This window comes from Exiguobacterium sp. BMC-KP (assembly GCF_001275385.1).
Lineage (GTDB): Bacteria > Bacillota > Bacilli > Exiguobacteriales > Exiguobacteriaceae > Exiguobacterium_A.
Genome location: NZ_LGIW01000015.1, coordinates 35,173 through 54,020 on the forward strand (window position 1 = coordinate 35,173; position 18,848 = coordinate 54,020).

Annotated in this window: 17 protein-coding genes; 12 read left to right on the plus strand and 5 right to left on the minus strand. The window is 44.4% G+C overall.

Annotation, left to right across the window (positions count from 1 at the left end; genetic code table 11):
• The first annotated feature begins 119 nt into the window (after positions 1-119).
• From hemE to mscL, 6 genes are all read left to right on the plus strand, one after another.
• Positions 120-1,166: a uroporphyrinogen decarboxylase gene (gene hemE, locus ADM98_RS05765; protein WP_053452647.1), complete on the plus strand. Its 1,047-nt coding sequence runs from the start codon at positions 120-122 to the stop codon at positions 1,164-1,166.
• Positions 1,163-2,095 (plus strand): ferrochelatase, encoded by a 933-nt coding sequence (gene hemH / locus ADM98_RS05770; protein WP_053452648.1) that lies wholly within the window; start codon positions 1,163-1,165, stop codon positions 2,093-2,095. Before hemE ends, hemH begins: the two co-directional genes overlap by 4 nt.
• Positions 2,085-3,494 (plus strand): protoporphyrinogen oxidase, encoded by a 1,410-nt coding sequence (gene hemG, locus ADM98_RS05775; RefSeq protein WP_053452649.1) that lies wholly within the window; start codon positions 2,085-2,087, stop codon positions 3,492-3,494. The genes hemH and hemG overlap by 11 nt, the downstream gene beginning before the upstream one ends.
• Before the next feature lie 139 nt (positions 3,495-3,633).
• A complete protein-coding gene (gene cls, locus ADM98_RS05780) occupies positions 3,634-5,085 on the plus strand; it encodes a cardiolipin synthase (RefSeq protein ID WP_053452650.1) in 1,452 nt (483 codons plus the stop codon).
• A gap of 75 nt (positions 5,086-5,160) precedes the next feature.
• Complete coding sequence (locus tag ADM98_RS05785) at positions 5,161-6,042, plus strand: Cof-type HAD-IIB family hydrolase (protein WP_053452651.1); 882 nt, start codon at positions 5,161-5,163, stop codon at positions 6,040-6,042.
• 12 nt (positions 6,043-6,054) lie between these two features.
• Positions 6,055-6,447, plus strand: coding sequence for a large-conductance mechanosensitive channel protein MscL (gene mscL, locus ADM98_RS05790; protein WP_053452652.1), 393 nt, complete (start codon positions 6,055-6,057; stop codon positions 6,445-6,447).
• A gap of 51 nt (positions 6,448-6,498) precedes the next feature.
• Here the strand turns inward: mscL and ADM98_RS05795 are convergent, their stop codons facing one another.
• Entirely contained in the window at positions 6,499-8,661 is a 2,163-nt protein-coding gene (locus tag ADM98_RS05795) for an ATP-dependent helicase (protein ID WP_053452653.1), read from the minus strand.
• Positions 8,662-8,898: 237 nt separating this feature from the next.
• On the opposite strand from ADM98_RS05795, the gene ADM98_RS05800 reads away from it, so the two are divergent.
• A complete protein-coding gene (locus ADM98_RS05800; protein WP_053454486.1) occupies positions 8,899-9,396 on the plus strand; it encodes a GNAT family N-acetyltransferase in 498 nt (165 codons plus the stop codon).
• 49 nt (positions 9,397-9,445) lie between these two features.
• On the opposite strand, the gene ADM98_RS05805 is transcribed toward ADM98_RS05800, so the two are convergent.
• From ADM98_RS05805 to ADM98_RS05815, 3 genes are all read right to left on the minus strand, one after another.
• Positions 9,446-10,912, minus strand: a complete 1,467-nt coding sequence (locus ADM98_RS05805) for a glycoside hydrolase family 32 protein (RefSeq protein WP_053452654.1) — start codon at positions 10,910-10,912, stop codon at positions 9,446-9,448.
• Positions 10,913-10,998: 86 nt separating this feature from the next.
• Positions 10,999-12,582: a diguanylate cyclase domain-containing protein gene (locus ADM98_RS05810; RefSeq protein ID WP_053452655.1), complete on the minus strand. Its 1,584-nt coding sequence runs from the start codon at positions 12,580-12,582 to the stop codon at positions 10,999-11,001.
• 25 nt (positions 12,583-12,607) lie between these two features.
• Positions 12,608-13,078 (minus strand): GNAT family N-acetyltransferase, encoded by a 471-nt coding sequence (locus ADM98_RS05815; RefSeq protein WP_053452656.1) that lies wholly within the window; start codon positions 13,076-13,078, stop codon positions 12,608-12,610.
• A 151-nt stretch (positions 13,079-13,229) separates the two neighbouring features.
• On the opposite strand from ADM98_RS05815, the gene ADM98_RS05820 reads away from it, so the two are divergent.
• Both ADM98_RS05820 and ADM98_RS05825 read left to right on the plus strand, forming a co-directional pair.
• A complete protein-coding gene (locus ADM98_RS05820) occupies positions 13,230-14,147 on the plus strand; it encodes an ABC transporter ATP-binding protein (RefSeq protein WP_053452657.1) in 918 nt (305 codons plus the stop codon).
• Positions 14,125-14,868, plus strand: coding sequence for an ABC transporter permease (locus ADM98_RS05825; protein WP_053452658.1), 744 nt, complete (start codon positions 14,125-14,127; stop codon positions 14,866-14,868). Before ADM98_RS05820 ends, ADM98_RS05825 begins: the two co-directional genes overlap by 23 nt.
• 58 nt (positions 14,869-14,926) lie before the next feature.
• Here ADM98_RS05825 and ADM98_RS05830 read toward each other — a convergent pair whose 3' ends face one another.
• Positions 14,927-15,568: a YczE/YyaS/YitT family protein gene (locus ADM98_RS05830; RefSeq protein WP_053452659.1), complete on the minus strand. Its 642-nt coding sequence runs from the start codon at positions 15,566-15,568 to the stop codon at positions 14,927-14,929.
• A 170-nt stretch (positions 15,569-15,738) separates the two neighbouring features.
• On the opposite strand from ADM98_RS05830, the gene ADM98_RS05835 reads away from it, so the two are divergent.
• The 3 genes from ADM98_RS05835 (at position 15,739) to glpK (ending at position 18,843) form a co-directional block, all read left to right on the plus strand.
• Positions 15,739-16,302 carry a glycerol-3-phosphate responsive antiterminator gene (locus ADM98_RS05835; protein ID WP_023467370.1) on the plus strand — a complete coding sequence of 188 codons (564 nt, stop codon included), beginning with the start codon at positions 15,739-15,741 and terminating at the stop codon, positions 16,300-16,302.
• A gap of 195 nt (positions 16,303-16,497) precedes the next feature.
• Positions 16,498-17,322, plus strand: coding sequence for an MIP/aquaporin family protein (locus ADM98_RS05840; RefSeq protein WP_053452660.1), 825 nt, complete (start codon positions 16,498-16,500; stop codon positions 17,320-17,322).
• Between the two features lie 30 nt (positions 17,323-17,352).
• On the plus strand, positions 17,353-18,843 hold the full coding sequence (gene glpK / locus ADM98_RS05845) for a glycerol kinase GlpK (protein WP_053452661.1): 1,491 nt from the start codon (positions 17,353-17,355) through the stop codon (positions 18,841-18,843).
• The last annotated feature ends 5 nt before the right edge of the window (positions 18,844-18,848 follow it).

The window sequence follows — 18,848 nt, forward strand, 5'->3', positions numbered from 1 at the left end:
CTGTCATTTTGTAAACGATTTATTGGCACAGACTTCTTAATTTCAGATATAATGTTTCTGTGTTCACAAACTTATCGTACGTTTTTTTGGGGCGTTAGAACGAGTATAAAGGGGTAGTTATGATGAAGAAATTCAATGATACGTTTTTGCGGGCGATCCGTGGCGAGCAGATTGATCACGTTCCCGTCTGGTACATGCGACAAGCAGGTCGTTATCAAGCGGAATATCGTGAAATCAAGAAGACACGGACGCTTTTCGAGATCACACATGACTCGGAGCTAGGCGCATATGTGACAGAACTACCTGTAAAACAATTAGGGGTCGATGCAGCGATTCTGTATAAAGATATCATGACACCACTTCCATCGATGGGCGTTGATGTCGAAATCAAGAGTGGCATTGGTCCAGTCATCGCGAACCCGATTCGCACAATGGAGGATGTCGAAGCACTGCAGCCGTTCAACCGCGAAGATATTCCGTATATCTATGAGACGATTCGTTTGTTGCGCGAACGACTCGAAGTACCGTTGATTGGTTTTTCTGGAGCACCATTTACACTTGCGAGCTATATGATTGAAGGTGGACCTTCAAAGGGATACCATAAAACGAAAGCATTGATGTATGGACAACCTGAGGTATGGCATGCCTTAATGGAGAAACTAGGTGACATGGTCATCGATTACATCAAATCACAAGTAGATGCAGGGATCCAAGCGTTCCAAATCTTTGATTCATGGGTCGGAACGACAAGCCGGAAAGATTATGTCCGTTATATCAAGCCGACGATGGAACGTATTTTCACGGAATTAAAAGACACGGGTGTACCGATGATCATGTTTGGTGTAGGGGCGAGTCATTTGGCAGAAGAATGGCACAGCTTACCGTTAGACGTCGTCGGACTTGATTGGCGTTTGTCGATCGATGAAGCACGTGAGCGTGGTTTAACGAAACCTGTCCAAGGAAACCTCGATCCATCTTACCTATTAGCACCATGGGATATCCTTGAAGCAAAAGCGAAAGAGATTCTCGATATGGGTATGAAGCAACCAGGCTTCATCTTTAACCTCGGTCACGGTATTTTTCCAGAAGTCGATCCAGAAGTATTGAAACGTTTGACTGCATTTATCCATGATTATTCGAAAGAAAAAATGGAGGTAGGAAAATGAAGACGTTAGGATTACTTGTCATGGCGTATGGTACGCCGTATAAACCAGAAGATATCGAGCGTTATTACACGCACATCCGACGTGGACGCAAACCGTCTCCCGAAGCATTGGCAGAGTTGACGGAACGTTACGAAGCAATCGGGGGTGTCTCACCACTCGCGCAAGTCACGATTGATCAAGCAGAAGAGTTGCACCGTCAATTGTCTGAGAAATACGCGGGCGAGATTGAGTTTAAACTCTACCTTGGTCTAAAACATATTGAACCGTTCGTTGAGGATGCTGTCGAGCAAATGGCAAAAGACGGCATCACAGAAGCGGTCACGGTCGTTTTAGCACCACATTACTCTACGTTCAGTATCCGTTCGTACAATGGTCGTGCGAAGGAAGTCGCGGATCAACATGGTATTCGCCTCGCATCTGTTGAATCTTGGTATAAAGAAGAAGCGTTCCTCGATTGGTGGGGAAAAGAAATCCGCAAGACGTTCGACGCTTTACCAGTACCTGAAGAAAAAGCCGTGCTCGTTGTTTCAGCACACAGTCTGCCTGAGAAAATCATTGCAAACGGTGATCCATACCCAGACCAATTGAAAGAAACTGCAGAATTGATCGCCCAACGTGCTGGTGTATCGCATATGATCACAGGTTGGCAATCAGCTGGACAAACGCCAGAACCATGGCTCGGACCTGATGTTCAGGATCTGACACGGGACGTCTATGAAGAAAAAGGGTACGAAGCGTTCGTCTACGTACCAGTTGGTTTTGTTGCCGATCATTTAGAAGTATTGTTCGATAATGATTACGAATGTAAAGTCGTCTGCGACGAACTCGGAATTCATTATGCTCGACCTGTCATGCCAAATGCGGATCCAGCTTTCATGAAAGCTGTCACGGAAGCCGTTGCGAAACAGGTGGGTAGTTATGTCCAGTAAACGTCTCGTCATCGTAGGCGGCGGTATTTCAGGACTTGCGGCTGCCTACTATGCAGAGAAACAGTTTCCGGATATGAACATCACGTTACTCGAGGCAGAAGGTCGTCTCGGTGGGAAGGTAGCGACATTCCGAGATGAAGGACTAACGATCGAACGTGGTCCAGATTCGTATGTTGCACGAAAACACGTGCTGACCGATCTCATCGAAGAGATTGGATTAGGCAATCAGCTCGTTCGGAACAATACGTCGCAAGCCTATATCTTAGATGCGCGTGGTCTTCATCCAATTCCGAAAGGTGCCGTGATGGGAATCCCGACGGATTTAGAGTTGTTCGTACAAACCTCTCTATTGACGGAAGAGGAAAAAGCAGAAGTGACGGAGCGATTGCTCCATCCTGCTGCTGATTTAACGATTCCGGAACGAGATATTCCACTAGGGGAATACTTGCGTCCACGCCTAGGGGATGCACTCGTCGAGAAGTTGATCGAACCGCTTCTTTCAGGTATTTATGCGGGGGATATCGACCGGATGAGCACGTTTGCGACATATCCACAATTTGTCGCGAATGAGCAAAAGGCAGGAAGCTTGTTTGAGGGGATGCGCCTCATGCGTCCGCTTGATCAGCAACAAGGTCCGACGCTCAAAGCGACAGGTCAATTCTTGTCGCTCGCAACAGGACTCGAATCGCTCGTCGAACGATTGGAAGAAGTGCTCGAACGGACAGAGATTCGTCTCGAAACACCGCTTCGATCAATCGAACGTGAGAACGACGGACGGTATCGTCTCGAAACAGACCATGGTCCGGAGTTCGCTGATGATATTTTATTGACGATCCCACATCGCCAAGTCGTTTCCTTGTTACCAGAAGTAACACTTCCCGGACTCGCGAACCTTTCGACACACTCGACAGCGACCGTCACATTGATTTTTGACAAGGAAACAGCGTTACCAATTGATGGGACAGGGTTCATCGTCAATCGTCGAGCACCGTATTCGATTACAGCGTGCACGGCGATTGATCAAAAATGGAATCATGCAGCACCGAATCATACGGTACTTCGTGCCTTCATTGGACGTCCTGGGAAAGACGCCCTCGTTCGAGAATCAGACGAAGTGATCGAGCGCGTCGTCTTAGAAGATCTAGAAAAAATTTGTGGTCGTGCACTTCAACCGGAACGCATCGTTATCAGTCGTTTATTAGATGGATTACCTGCCTATACGGTCGGACATGCGGAACGGATTCAAGAAGTGCGAGACACTGTCGCTTCTCATTATCCACATATTTATTTAGCAGGACTTGCCTATGATGGTGTTGGACTGCCAGATTGTGTCGCAGGTGTCAAAACGACACTTGAACAAATGGCGTTACAACAACCGGAACCGTGCCAAGAGTCATGATCGATGGAAACCTTTTTGAAGCCTTTCGTGCTTTAAAAAGGTTTTTTTTGTCTTCAGAAGAATGACGAGGAAGGAAACGGGAATAAGAGACAGAGGAATCAAAAAATTGAAGGATACCGTTGAAACGGGAGGTAATTGTATGGTGGAAGTATGGAGTACGTTCACGATCATCATCGTTTACGGATTGCTTATCATGAATATCTTAGCTGTTTTAACGGTTATTTTTCTGGAACGGCGCGATATTGGAGCGACGTGGGCATGGGTATTTATCTTGTATTTCGTTCCACTCGTCGGATTTTTCGTCTATCTCTTTTTCGGAAGACTATTGAAAAAAACGAATTTTTATCGGATCACGGAAGAAGAACAATTGGAACATGATAGACGGATTACTTTGCAGAAAAAAGAATTAACGACGATGGGAAGACATCCGATGATTCAAAAACACCGAGACATGATTCGAATGAATTTGATGTCGAACGGTTCGCTACTCAGTCTTTCGAATCAATTGCAGATCCTTTCAGATGGGGAACAGAAGTTCAATCGGATGATTCAAGATATTCAACAGGCTGAGCATGAAGTGAATATTCAGTACTACATCATTCAAAAGGACCGCCTCGGATTAGCGTTGATTGATACATTAACTGACTGTGCCCGCCGCGGGATCAAAGTTCGACTGTTGTACGATGCTGTCGGTTCACGTAGCCTCAAACGAACAGATTTTAAGGAGTTATTAGCACACGGTGGGGAAGTGTTTGCCTTTTTTCCGTCGACGATCGGGTTCGTCAATTTTCGATTAAATAATCGCAATCATCGTAAATCCTGTATCATCGATGGTCGCATTGGTTATATCGGTGGATTTAACGTTGGTACAGAATATCTCGGAATCGATGAAAAGTTCGGCTACTGGCGAGATACGCATTTTCGTTTAGAAGGTGACGTCGTTCACGATCAACTGGATCGCTTTATTCTCGACTGGAACCAAGCAAGTGATATCTACACGGAAAAATCGCTGTTTTACTACGGAACACATACGATTCATGATATTTTACCGATGCAAATCGTCACGTCTGGACCGGATTCTCGCTCAGAATATTTAAAGCTTGCCTTGATCAAGATGATCAACGAAGCGAAACGAACGATTTATATCCAATCGCCTTATTTCATTCCAGACACGAGTTATTTAGATGCGTGTAAGGCAGCCTTATTATCAGGAGTGGAAGTGCGCATCATGATCCCGAACAAACCGGATCATCCTTTCGTTTACTGGGCAACGACTGCTGCTGTAGGAGAGCTGCTGTCTTACGGAGCTAACGTCTATACGTATGAGTCTGGATTTTTGCATGCGAAAACAATCGTCGTCGATGGCGAAATTGCTTCAGTTGGAACAACGAATATTGATGCGCGAAGTTTTCGTTTGAATTTTGAGATGAATACGATTGTCTATGATCAAGGTATCGCAACTGAATTGGAACGACTTTTCCTAGCTGATTGTGACGTCTCGAAACTCATGACGGTCGAGTCCTATGCGGCACGTTCAAGAATGATCAAATTCAAAGAAAGTATTTCACGTTTACTGTCACCAATCTTGTAAATGGTGTTTAGGACCAGCCAAAATGTGAAAAATGGTATAGTGGTATGGAAAGAGAAAAAGAGGAGAGTGAAGACGATGACAAATCCAATCAAACTACTCGTATCAGACATGGATGGTACCGTTCTTTCGGGTAAACAACGAATTGAACCGGAGACGATTCAAGCAATTGAAGCAGCACGCGAGCAAGGTGTAGAATTTGCAATTGCAACAGGACGTAACTACTTAAACGCGAAGGAATTAACGGATGCAGCAGGTATTCACTGTCCGATCATCGCCTCAAACGGAGCGCGCGTCATGACGGTCGATGGAGAAGAATTGAGTGCGACGACGTTAACGACGGAGCAAGCGCAACAAATTTACGGCATCATCAGCCAATATGAAGTTTTCTTCGAGATGTTCTGTGATCAAGGACTCGTGACAGCACAGGGGGCAACGATCGATGCAGCCTACGATTCGCTGAAAGAGCTAAGTGAAGAAAGTGATCGGGCAAAACAAGTCCTTGATTTCTTCCACGATCGTTATTATGTCCATGAAGATGTCAAGATGATTGATGGATTCCGATCGTACATTCGCAATCAAGCGGGTCAAGTGTTCAAGTTCATTTCGTTTTCATTTGATCAAGAATTAATGAAAACGATTTGGCAAGAAATCGAACAGAAGGTCGACGGTGTATATGTTACATCATCAGGACATGATAACATCGAAGTCATGGCAGTTGGTGCTGATAAAGGTACAGCGGTCAAAATTCTTGCCGATCATCTCGGTGTACCGATTGAACAAGTTGCTGTCATCGGCGATAACTTGAACGATCTTCCGATGTTCAAAGTTGCTGGCAAGGCGATTGCGATGGGGAATGGTCACGATGAAGCAAAAGCAATCGCCCATCACGTGACGAAAACAAACGATGAGCACGGCGTCGGATATGCGATTCAGCAGTTGGCGTCCCGTGCTTGGTAAGGGGGACGTTTCATGTTTAAGGCCTTCAAGGAGTTCGCATTTCGCGGGAATGTGATTGATTTAGCGGTCGGGGTCATTCTTGGTGCAGCCTTTAGCGGTATCATCAAGTCGCTCGTCGACAGTGTCTTCATGCCGTTGATCGGAATCATCATTGGTGGCATTGATGTCAAAGGATTATCAGTCATGGTCGGAAATGCGGAGTTACAATATGGTCAATTTCTTCAAGCGAGTATTGAATTCTTATTGATTGCCTTTGCTCTGTTCATCTTTGTTAAAGGCATTACTTCGTTCCGGAAAAAGGAAGAAGTCGTTGAAGAAGAAGCAGTCCCGACGACAGAAGAAAAATTATTAACAGAAATTCGGGATGCCCTGATTCGTCAAAATGGGTCATCAACGAAAAACTGACGTATACAAAAAGCCTGTTTCACATCTACATGTGAAACAGGCTTTTTTAGCTCATAAAATTTCGAGTAAGGCATTCTCGGAACAGACTTGTAGTGATAGCTGTTTCTTCATTCCTTGATCGAACGAAATTTCTAATACGTCATCGACCAGATGCAAAACCGTCCCTGGACCAAACGCCGTATGAGAGACACGCATGTTCTCGGTAATCGGTAACGGAGGAACACTAGCTCTTGTTGCAACAGCAGGGCGCTGACGTTCTGTCTTCCGTTTGGCATCATCCGGCGTAACGAGACGGTGAACATCTTCGACGAATGGGGAAACATCGTACGACTTCGATTTAAATCGATACGAAAGGAGATGTAGCTCGTGACGGGCTCGTGTCATCCCAACATAAAACAATCGTGCTGCTTCTTCCATATCATCGAGTTGTCCGTTCTTATAGGCCTTAATCGTATCAGCGGATGGAAGAATACCCGCGACTAAATCAATCATGAAGACACGATCAAATTCGAGTCCCTTCGCACTGTGAAAGGTTGAAAGGGTGACTGCATTTTGATTTTTATTTTGTTTGGCATCACGCATTAATTGTTCAAGATGCGATATCCGTTCGCGGAAGGCGAGTAACGTCGGTACATCGCTCGCGATATTATCAATCGTATTCAATGTCTCGAGCAAGTGATCGAGGCTAAAACCAAGACTCTCACTCATTTTTCGCAAATTCTTTTCATAGCCTAGCTCATGACGAATCAAGGATAGCGCAGCGGACGGTCGAACAGTCTGAATCGAAGCGAAGGTGCGCTTCATTTGCTGAAGTTGTTTCTTTTGATAGAACTTCATATCAATTTTATTGATGAGTAGATCAAACAAAGACTCACCTGTATCGAACTGCTGTAGTTGAGCGAGCTGAGCTTTTGAGATGTACCCGGCAAACTTTGTATGAATGGTTGCTAAAACCTCGATATCTGTCGGATCTTGTGCGAATGTCATGAAGTTTAAAATATCCTTCAAAATCCAATGACTGAAGAATTTATGGTCGACATCCTTAATGTAGAACGGAATGTTTGCTTGATCCAAGGCGTTCATCACATTAATCGATGAGGCATTGTTGCGATATAAGATGGCTACTTCACGATAATTCGTCTCTGTTCGTAATTGGTTCAATAGATAGCGAGTTTGATCCTCGTAAGTAGGTAGTGTTTCTAAGATGATCGGACGAACAGAATCATTCTCTGTAAACATCTGTTTTGGATAGCGTGCTTTATTACGCTGAATGAATTGATTAGCAACCGAGACGATGTCTTGAGACGAACGATAATTTTGTTCCATGTATAGGACTGTCGCATTTGGATACGTATCCTTGAAGTGCAAAATTTTAGAAGCGTCTGCGCCACGCCAGCTGTATAACGTCTGATCATCATCGGCGACAACACAAAGACGATTGTGTGGTAAGGCTAGCTTTTCAACCAATTGATGTTGGACAAGTGACGTATCTTGACTCTCATCCGTTAAGATATAGTCGAAACGACGTTGGTAATGTTGCAATAAACGACGGTCTTGTTCAAGAATCGTATTCGCATACGTCAACATATCATCAAAGTCGAGTAAGGGATGTAATGGATCACGCGATTTGAATTGTTCATATGCGACATAGATGTCAGGAAAATGTTTGATCGTCGTCGGAACTGCCTTGATTTCCTTTAAAGAAAGAAGACGGTTTTTGACGAAGGAAATCATTCGTAATAACTCATCCATCTGATCATCAGTGACGACACTTCGATTGATTTCTTGGAAAATCCTTCGGAGTAACATCCGTTTATGTGGAGCATTTGGATGTTGTTGATCCATCGGACCTTCGATGATCGTATAGGAGAGACGTTGTTGGGACGTATGATCCCGGACGACTTGAAAAGCAAAACTATGGATCGTCGAAAAAGCCGCAGTTGTTCCGATTAGTTCATGGAACAAATGATAGAATCGGTCCGCCATCTCACGGGCTGCTGCTTTACTGAACGTCAGACCTAGAATACGATGCGGTTCGATGCGTTTTTGTAAAATCAAATAAGCAATCTTAAAATTAAGAGTCGTTGTTTTTCCAGAGCCGGGTGAGGCGAGCAACAGCAAAGGACCATGGTCATGTTCGATTGCCTGTCGTTGAACAGGATTCAGCTGAATACCGGTCAATCGCTCCATCTGTTCGAAAAAATCTTCATGCATGATACAGTTCACCTCGAGCATTTTATTTCGTGTTTATTAAATCGAACTTTCCTTAGTGTAGCATTTTTAATAGCAAGAATGGATTACGGAAAGAGGAACTGTGGAATAAAGAGACAAAAGCCTTTTGGACGCTAGATCTTTTAAAAAACTAGGCAAATGAGCATAAAAACATTAAAATGGGAATAGATGTAAGAGATTACTCTCTTGTCCTGTACAAAGAGGGAAGGCGGAATGAGAATGTCTGTAGTGAAATTACACATGTATACGAATGAACATTATGAACAATGTGATGCGTTCATTCTTCCGGAAGAGCAAGTCCAATTCACTTCTTTTCCAACGGATGTCGTCACAGACGCAGTTGCCCACCCAGATAAATTTCCAGTTGTCATTAAAAAAGATGAGCTCGTCGTCGGATTTTTTATTCTCCACCTCAATCCACCTAAAACGCATCGAACCGACGAACAAAGTGTCTTGTTACGTGCCTTCTCCATTGATGCGCGTCATCAGCACCAAGGGTACGCAAAAGAAGCGATGATGCAGTTACCGGAGTTTGTTCATCATCATTTCCCAGAAGTCACAGCGATTACACTTGCGGTCAATAAAAAGAACATTGCAGCAAAATCACTCTATTTCAAGACGGGATACGTTGATACGCTACAGTCTGTCATGGGACCAATCGGAGAGCAGCACATCCTCGCGTTCGATTTAGAAAAAGAATTGCGATTAAAGCAGTGAAGCAAAAAAGCATTTTCCTGATTCTGTTCAGGAAAATGCTTTTGTTCATTTATGATAAATCATAGAGTGAGAGGTGGGCAGTGGCTTCACCTGAGAATTCAATCCCTCGGCTCGATCCTTTCGGGAAAATACGTCCGCTTGCAACGGCTTCTCCATCATTCAGGAAAAGTTCGAATGAAGATCGATCGATGAACAAGCGTAACGTATGCAAGTCCTTCGTAAGAACAGTCGACCGCGAAGTGCCGAATGATTCGGCAGGCACTTCCACACCTGAACGGCTTCGATCAATCGAAAATTGACGAGACGCAGCATCATAGTGGAATACCGTCTCTTCTGTTGCCTCTTGGCGAACAGAGAAGCGGAACGAATCAGACGTCAGTTTCAGATCTGAAAGGACGAGTTCGAAAATCTCAGCTTCACCAATCGTCACATTCTGTTCGAAAAGAATTGTTTCGTCAAACAGCGTCTCTTTTCGGAGTTGTGTCAGTTCGCGAACGGGCCGTTGACGAAGTTGTCCGTATTCAATCGATAGTTCACGAGGTAATGTCAAAGCATGAGCCCAGTTATAGATATCAGAAGGATAATTGATATCTGGTAAGCCCATCCAACCAACGAGAATCCGTCGACCGTCTGCTGCCTCTGTTGTTTGTGGCGCATAGAAGTCAAATCCGAAGTCGAGTTCTTGGAATGATTCATGTGTGAATTCTAAGTTTGGTAATGCTAATGGTTCACCGATGAAATAACCGGACTGAAAAATATTTTGATAGTTCGCACCGTCGGGCTCGATCCCTTGTGGACTAAATAGAAGAATACCTTTTCCATCGAGTTCGAAATAGTCAGGGCATTCCCACATATAACCGAATGTCTGATAATTCGTCTGTAGCTCACCGAGGAACGTCCAGTGCTCTGCATTTTGAGATTGATAAATGACAGTACATCCTGTTAAATCACTCCGCTGTGCACCAATGATGCAGTACCACATACCGGATGCGTTTTGAAATACTTTCGGATCACGAAAATGTTCAGTGTACCCTTCAGGAACAGTTGGAATAGCAGGGGGTAAATGTTTTTCGATTCGACCATCCGAGCGAAGATGTCCGACGATTTGACTCGTATGACGATTCCAATCGGCATCCCGCTTGTTACCGGTGTACATGATGTGGACTTGGTCATCTTTAATGAATCCACTACCAGAATAAGCACCATGCGAATCAGGATCGTCATTTGGAATCAAGGCGGCTCCTTCATCAAACCAATGTACTAGATCTTTTGATGTCATGTGATACCAGTACTTCAGCCCATGGACGGGTCCGAGTGGAAACCATTGATAGAATAAATGATAGAGACCGTTGTGATAGACGAAACCGTTCGGGTCATTCAAGAGTCCAGTTGGTGGTTGAATATGATAGGAAAATCGCCAAGGAGACGTTCGAACTTCTTCCTTCATCGCTTGGTAAACGCTCGGATCGACATCCGAGAGGGGACGATATCGTGCTTCACGTGTCCATTGATTCATGCTGACAGCTCCTTGTTGAAAATTTATACGCTTCTCGTTCACCTTACGGAGGAGAGCAACGCTTGTCAATCCTCCGTCCGGAATGGTCAATGAACCGACATACATCCTCTGCCGTTTTGCTTCGAACGATAGAGTGCTAAATCAGCCCGATGCATGACCTGTTCGAGGGATTCTCCTGTCACTTGTTCAGCGAGTCCGATACTCATTCCGATGTTTACGGTCTGTTCTTCTAAATGATACGGCATCGAGACATGAGCAATCCACTGCTCACCTAAGTATTGTGCTTCTACTAACGATTGTGTCGTTAAGACGATGATGAACTCATCACCACCAAGACGAGCCACGAAGCCACCAGGCGGAAGCAACTGTTCTAGCCGTTGACTGACTTCAATCAGGAGAAGATCACCAAGGGCGTGACCATATGTATCGTTAACTGATTTAAAACCATCTAAATCCAGACAGAGGTAGATAGAATGCGTATCCGTAGGCAATTGCTCGATGTATTGCGCAAGACCATTTCGGTTCGCAAGACCAGTTAGGCTATCGCGTTGCGACAATCGTTCGAACGTTAATTTCTCTTGTTCTGTATGCAGTAACCGGTGAATCAGTTGTTGTAAGGCGTCCGTTAGGGTCTCAATTTCTCTAATTCCGCGATGGTTCGGAAGTGATTTTGAGGGATCATCCTGCATTTGTTGTGCCGCGTGGGTGATTTTTAGTAGCGGTCGTGTTAATAGTCTTGCTAACATCCAGCCGAGTACCGCTGTAATGAGAGAAGCAATCAATCCAGCGATGAAAATCGTTTGACGTAAGGCATCAGCATCAGCGAATGCAACTGAAGTCGGTTGACGCACGAGAACCGTCCAACCGAGTCCATCATACTCTTTATAGCCACTGCTTGTACTTTGACCTGATACGAATTCTTTTCCTTTCCAGGAGGCGGTCATAGAAGCGTTCTCAGAAAGTGTGACATTACCGGGCAATGTCTGACCGCTCCATCCGTTCGGTCCAAGCAAAATCGTTTTTCGGTCTTGACTAATGATGAAGACATCTACTTGTTGAAGAGAGGACGTAGCACTCTGAAAACTTTGTTCGATTGCTTTTGCCCATTCGAAGCTGAGATGAGTCGCGAGGACACCGGAAAATCGTCCTTTATCATATAATGGCGTACTGATATCAACGAATTGTAGCGGTTCACCACTTGGGTTTGGTAATAATTTCGCTAATAGGACGGCTTCATGGACATCACCAATGAATGGCTGTGATAAGGCTTTTTGAAAGACAGGTCGTTCTTTAATTGACGTTCCTTCAAGAATCTGATTCGTTGAGGCAATGACCTTACCCTCGACATCTAAGCGACCGATCCAAGAAAAGTCAGGGATCTGCCGTTGTAATTCTTCGAGTGTTTGGCGCGTTTCTGTTGTTTGATTTTCTTTTTGAATGGTTGACAAGGAGCCGAGCAATTTCACTTCCGCATAGCGTGACCACATGTAATGATCGAGCTTATCGGATAGCTGGTGAGCGGTCGTTGACAGATTCATCCCAACTTCTGATCGAAGCCGGCTTGTCGCATGTTGACTAATAAAGAAGGTCAACAAGAGTGTCATGCTGAAAAATAATAGGGAAATCAATCCTGCTAACAGGATGTCAAAGCGAATTGAGGGTCTGGACATTGTGTCATACTCCATTCATACGTTTTCATTTGTTCGCGTTCGAATCAGATACATAAACGTCTACTTGTTGCTCGCGGTTTGAGATGCTCGTTCGCACGTAGCGGAAACCGTGTTTTTCCCAAAAACGCTGGGCTTTAAAATTATCAGGTAAGACCGCGAGATGAATGTGAGGTTCCTGGCTTAGGAATTGATCACAAAAAGCGGATAGTAAACGACTACTAGTTCCCGTACCGTGCTGAGAAGCATCAAGTAAGAATAATCCAATCCAAGGCGTACCGTCTTGCGGATGTTTCGGTAGATAATCAACCAGTAAGACAGGTTCTTCTTCAAAATACCCGATCAGTGATACCGTATCGGGATTTAGGAACTCTTCTTGTAAAATTGAATCAGAGAGCGGAAGTACACGTTCTTCCATTAATGCATATTCAGGTACGCTTTTATATAGGGATTGAATGATCGAGAAGTGATCGCGTGTCACTTCTTCAAAAAAAATCATCTGAAGGCTCCTTTTCTTTTTGATATAAAGTTTCTAACATTAAAGCTTTATATTTGGAATCAGATTACAGATTTGTAAGGAATGGAACTTTTCTTGTTAAAATCACGTACACTACTAGCATAGACAAAATATGAATAAGGAGGAAGAGTAGATGTTAAAAATTGAAAATATCTCAAAGCGTCTTGGGAAAGAGCAAATTCTAAAAGACGTCAGTTTTGAGGTATCCCCAGGTGAAGTATTCGGTTTCCTCGGACCAAACGGGGCAGGAAAGACAACAACGATTCGTATCATCACGGGTCTACTCGAGCAGGATGCGGGGAAAGTTACGGTTAATGGATTCGATGTTGTTGAAGAGCGTTCGAAAGCGTTGACGCAAATCGGAGCAATCGTCGAAAATCCAGCCTTTTATCCTTATTTGACAGGAAAACAAAACCTGATTCATGCGAAAAATTTAATTCCAGGACTCGATCAAGTGGATTATGACGCACTAGCCCGTCTCGTTGGACTAGAAGGAAAGCTTTCGAAGAAAGTCGGAGAGTATTCACTCGGGATGAAGCAACGGCTTGGTATTGCTCGTGCTTTGTTACATAATCCACGGGTCTTGATTCTAGATGAGCCAACGAACGGTCTAGATCCGTCAGGGATTGCAGAGCTCCGTGAATATTTACGACAAATGGCGCGTGAACAGGATATCGCGATTTTAATTTCCAGTCATATGTTAAGCGAGATGGAACAAATCAGTGATCGTTACGCCATCATTGATCAAGGCGTCATTAAGTCGGTCGAATCGGTTCGAAATGAAACGGGAGCGAAAATCGCTCTTCGTGTTAATGCGGAAGCGACAATGGACGTTCTCGAAGTGCTTCGCGTCGCAAACTACCCGTCAGAAGTGCTGGATGAGCAAATCATCATCACGGCACCAGAAAGCGAATGTCCAGCGATTGCGCGACTCGTCGTACCGATTGCTGATTTACATGAACTGACGGTCAAACGCTTGACGCTCGAAGAACAATTCTTACAAGTAACGAAAAAAGAGGGGGATTCACATGCTTTCGCTCATACAAAATGAATGGATGAAATGGTGGGTGACTAAAAAAGCGAAGATCGTTTTAGCGCTATATGTCGTTATCGCAGTTGGTATTATCATCGTTGCAAAAACGAATGATTTTGAGTTCACACGTTATGACTATTATTCACTGACATTCCTTTTGCTGACATCGCTACTAGGAATCATAACAATCGTCTTTACAGCAGAAGCCATTGGGAATGAAGTGCGTTATGATACGATGAAGCATTTATTGATGAGCCCGTATTCACGAATGACGATTTATTTTTCGAAGCTGATTTTCTCGGTTTTGATCATGTTACTTCAATTCGTGTTCATCGCTGCAATCGTCTATGCAGGCTCATTTGCGTTTTCAGAGGCAGGAGATCCGATTCTGTTCCGAGACACAATCGTTGGAGTCGTTAGTCCGATCTTTACGATATTCATGACGCTATTCTTCTCATTGTTATTCCGTTCTGTTGGAATGATCATCGGTTTCACTGTACTGGCACAGTTCTTTACGAGCATTGCTGGTAACTTACTGATCAACTTCAAGCCAGCAATCGCTAAGTGGATCGTATTCATGCACTTAGACTGGTCGATGTATTTCAAGGATTCTATGACTTATGGTATCAGTGAAGCAATGGGGACATCTTTGACATTCTCTATTTTATTCGTATTGGCACATATCATTGTCCTGTTAGGTGCATCGATTCTTGTCTTCCAAAGAAAATCATACACGTAAATGAAAGAGCTTCTGCTGATCGATGAATTCATCAATCAGCAGAAGCTCTTTTGCAGTATTAAGAACTGGTTCGTTTTGGCGGACGTGCCGTAATCGGGAAGATTCGTTGGAACCATTCGATCAGTGGACCGTTCAACAATAAGAAAATAAAAGTTCCGACACCGATTCCAATCAGTTCACGTTCGATCAGTGAAAAGAGACTAGCGATTACGAAAGGAATCCCAAGACTAATCGTTGCTCCGAGCGATGTACTTTTAAATCGACTAATGAGTGACTTCATCAAGTAATCCGGTGGCATTAATACAAATCCGATTTGGAGATAGAGTGCGAGTCCAAGTGAAATTAATGGCATACCAATCAACATGTACAAAGCACGCATCCAAAGTCCTTGGGGTGTGTAGATCAATTGATGGATCGATAAGAAGAAATCAATCGCGGCACCAAAGAGGACGACGAGTGCAAAACTGAGGACGATCGTCCACCAACTGAAGCGGCTCCCAAGAGAAAGTGCCGCAATCAAGGCGAGCACATGTAAGACAATAATCGCTAGTCCGACGGTTAACGGTGAAATGGCGGCGACGGCTTCGCTTGCGGAAGTCCAAGGTGCACTTCCGATCGAGGCGGTCACCATGAAGCTGTTACCTAAGGCATTGATTAGAATTGAGAATAAATAAATGATGATCCGTTTTTGCTGACTCATTGACGTGCACAGACGGTAGGACTGCGCGTTCACCTCCTGATAATAAATCGTTTCGTTAAGCTATACCCTAATCGTAGCGCTCTTTTCACTTATTTTCATGAAAAGAGCATTGCCTAATCCTTAGGTTTCACGACATACTTAGGACACATTACGAATCAGGGGGAGAACGTATGACATATTTTGGACAGAAGATCCTGCCTTCCGTTAGAAAATTAGAAGACTTCGAAAAGATGCTTAAGAGTCCGTATGAATATGGGGTCTTACTCGAAATGCATGTCTCGCGTCTGAAAGCAGTTTATGAAATGGCACATCGTTACGACAAGAAAATGTTTTTGCATATGGATCTTGTTCAAGGGTTAAAAAATGATGAGTATGCAACCGAGTATGTCTGCCAGGAGTTGAAGCCGTATGGCGTCATATCAACGAAGGCGAGCGTCATCTTAAAAGCACGTCAAAAAAAGGTCAAGACGATGCAACGCATGTTTTTACTTGACTCCAGTTCGCTTGAAAAAAGTTATCAACTCATGGAACGAACACAACCTGATTACATCGAAGTGCTTCCAGGACTAATGCCAAAGTACATTCAAGAAGTGAAAGAAAAGACGGGACGCCTCGTATTTGCGGGTGGGCTCATCGATACGGTCGAAGAAGTCGAACAAGCGATTGAAGCCGGTGCTTCAAGTATTACGACCTCAAATAAGGATTTATGGCGTCATTTTGAACCACGTTCTTAATCGGAATGTGATGAAAATCATTCGGAATGTTTGACAGCGTTTTCACTGATTGTTATAGTGATATCAAGTTGATACAAAGTGACGGAGAAAAGGGAGATTCACGTGTGAGTTCTGCTTGAAGCAACTTCAAGTATGAGCTGACGTGGATCTTCTTTTTATGTTGCTTTTTTCACATAATTAAAAGGAGGAACACATATGTCACCCATATTAGCGGAATTTTTAGGCACAGCCTTACTTGTCGCACTTGGAAATGGTGTTGGTGCAGGCGTTAGTTTAACGAAATCGTTTGCGAAGGACGCAGGCTGGATTGTCATTACATTTGCCTGGGGCTTTGCCGTAGCGATTGCAGCATATGCCGTTGGTCAGTTTAGTGGCGCTCATCTTAACCCTGCAGTGACGCTTGGCTTAGCCTTTGACGGTTCATTTGCATGGGCAGATGTACCGGGCTATATCGTCGCTCAAATTGCGGGTGGGATACTTGGTGCGAGTCTTGTTTTCGTCCATTACTTACCACACTGGGCAGAGACGAAAGATCCAGGAACAAAGCTTGGTGTTTTTGCGACGTCACCAGCGATTCCACATACATTCGCCAATCTAATGAGTGAAATGATTGCGACGTTCTTACTTGTCATTGGGTTGTTATCGATCGGAGCGAATAAGTTCTCAGATGGTCTAAATCCTTTGATTGTCGGTTTTTTGATCGTCAGTCTCGGTATGTCGTTTGGAGGAACGACAGGATATGCGATGAATCCAGCGCGGGACCTTGGTCCACGTATCGCCCACTTCATCTTACCGATTCATGGTAAAGGATCCTCAAACTGGGCTTACTCTTGGATTCCGGTTCTCGGACCAGTTCTTGGTGGAAGTCTTGGTGGATTGTTTTATCGTTCGGTCTTCACAGGAAAAGACACACCAGCTTTTTGGATTGTAGGACTTGTGACAATCATCATATTAGGCTTATGCTATAGATTCGGTGTTCGTCCGAACAAAACAACGTCAGTGGAGTCAAAGTCAGCTTAACTTATTTAGATACAAAAGGATGGGGAAGAGATGGAGAACTACATTTTGTCATTGGATCAAGGTACGACGAGTACACGTGCGATCCTGTTTAACCGTGCCGGTGAGATCGTACATTCAGCGCAACAGGAATTCACACAGTATTTTCCGAAACCAGGTTGGGTCGAACACAACGCAAACGAGATTTGGGGAAGTGTCCTTGCGGTCGTGGCGACTTGTCTGACGGAAGCGAACGTAAAACCGTCACAGATTGCCGGTATCGGGATCACGAATCAACGTGAAACGGCCGTTGTCTGGGAAAAGGAAACAGGGAAACCGATTCACAACGCAGTCGTGTGGCAATCGAGACAAACGGCTGAAATTTGTGAAGCCCTTCGAGCAGCCGGTCATGCCGAGCTCTTCCGTGAGAAGACAGGTCTATTGATTGACGCTTATTTCTCTGGTACGAAAGTCAAATGGATTTTGGATCATGTCGAAGGAGCACGGGAACGTGCTGAACGTGGTGAACTCTTGTTCGGTACAATCGATACGTGGCTCATCTGGAAATTATCCGGCGGAAAAGCACATGTGACCGACTATTCGAATGCAAGTCGTACGTTAATGTATAACATCCACGAATTAAAATGGGATGATGAATTACTTGAAATCTTAGATGTCCCTAAAGCAATGCTTCCAGAGGTTCGTCCTTCTTCAGAAGTCTATGCTGAAACAGCAGGATATCATTTCTTTGGTGAGGCGGTTCCGATTGCAGGAGCAGCAGGCGATCAGCAAGCCGCATTATTTGGTCAAGCGTGTTTCGACAAAGGAATGGCGAAGAACACGTACGGTACAGGTTGCTTCATGTTGATGAATACAGGTGAAGAGGCCGTGAAATCAGACCATGGATTGCTCACGACAATTGCGTGGGGTGTCGACGGAAAAGTCGAATATGCTTTAGAAGGAAGTATTTTTGTCGCAGGTTCTGCGATTCAATGGTTACGTGACGGATTACGTCTCATTGATGATGCTAAAGAATCAGAAGGATATGCGACACGTGTCACGTCATCAGACGGCGTTTACGTCGTACCTGCTTTCGTGGGTCTTGGAACACCATACTGGGATTCTGACGTCCGTGGAGCGGTCTTTGGTTTAACACGTGGGACGGAAAAAGAACACTTCATCCGTGCAACACTTGAATCACTTGCTTACCAAACGCGTGATGTCCTATCGGCAATGGAGCAAGATTCAGGAATCGAGATGAAGACACTTCGTGTTGACGGTGGAGCGGTGAAGAATAACTTCTTGATGCAGTTCCAAGGTGACATCATTCAAGCACCGGTTGAACGTCCGGAAATCAATGAAACAACAGCGTTAGGTGCAGCATACCTCGCAGGTCTTGCTGTCGGATTCTTTGAGAACCGTGAACAGATTGCTACCCAATGGAAAAAAGAACGTCGTTTTGAGCCAAGCATGGCAAAAGAAGAGACGGATGCACTCTACGGTGGATGGAAAAAAGCTGTTCAAGCTACGATGTTGTTCAAATGATGTGA

Excerpts from the sequence above, each read along its gene's own strand:
- hemE (WP_053452647.1), top strand. The coding sequence starts at position 120 with ATGATGAAGAAATTCAATGATACGTTTTTGCGGGCGATCCGTGGCGAG.
- hemH (WP_053452648.1), top strand. The coding sequence starts at position 1,163 with ATGAAGACGTTAGGATTACTTGTCATGGCGTATGGTACGCCGTATAAA.
- hemG (WP_053452649.1), top strand. The coding sequence starts at position 2,085 with ATGTCCAGTAAACGTCTCGTCATCGTAGGCGGCGGTATTTCAGGACTT.
- cls (WP_053452650.1), top strand. The coding sequence starts at position 3,634 with ATGGTGGAAGTATGGAGTACGTTCACGATCATCATCGTTTACGGATTG.
- ADM98_RS05785 (WP_053452651.1), top strand. The coding sequence starts at position 5,161 with ATGACAAATCCAATCAAACTACTCGTATCAGACATGGATGGTACCGTT.
- mscL (WP_053452652.1), top strand. The coding sequence starts at position 6,055 with ATGTTTAAGGCCTTCAAGGAGTTCGCATTTCGCGGGAATGTGATTGAT.
- ADM98_RS05795 (WP_053452653.1), bottom strand. The coding sequence starts at position 8,661 with ATGCATGAAGATTTTTTCGAACAGATGGAGCGATTGACCGGTATTCAG.
- ADM98_RS05800 (WP_053454486.1), top strand. The coding sequence starts at position 8,899 with ATGTCTGTAGTGAAATTACACATGTATACGAATGAACATTATGAACAA.
- ADM98_RS05805 (WP_053452654.1), bottom strand. The coding sequence starts at position 10,912 with ATGAATCAATGGACACGTGAAGCACGATATCGTCCCCTCTCGGATGTC.
- ADM98_RS05810 (WP_053452655.1), bottom strand. The coding sequence starts at position 12,582 with ATGTCCAGACCCTCAATTCGCTTTGACATCCTGTTAGCAGGATTGATT.
- ADM98_RS05815 (WP_053452656.1), bottom strand. The coding sequence starts at position 13,078 with ATGATTTTTTTTGAAGAAGTGACACGCGATCACTTCTCGATCATTCAA.
- ADM98_RS05820 (WP_053452657.1), top strand. The coding sequence starts at position 13,230 with ATGTTAAAAATTGAAAATATCTCAAAGCGTCTTGGGAAAGAGCAAATT.
- ADM98_RS05825 (WP_053452658.1), top strand. The coding sequence starts at position 14,125 with ATGCTTTCGCTCATACAAAATGAATGGATGAAATGGTGGGTGACTAAA.
- ADM98_RS05830 (WP_053452659.1), bottom strand. The coding sequence starts at position 15,568 with ATGAGTCAGCAAAAACGGATCATCATTTATTTATTCTCAATTCTAATC.
- ADM98_RS05835 (WP_023467370.1), top strand. The coding sequence starts at position 15,739 with ATGACATATTTTGGACAGAAGATCCTGCCTTCCGTTAGAAAATTAGAA.
- ADM98_RS05840 (WP_053452660.1), top strand. The coding sequence starts at position 16,498 with ATGTCACCCATATTAGCGGAATTTTTAGGCACAGCCTTACTTGTCGCA.
- glpK (WP_053452661.1), top strand. The coding sequence starts at position 17,353 with ATGGAGAACTACATTTTGTCATTGGATCAAGGTACGACGAGTACACGT.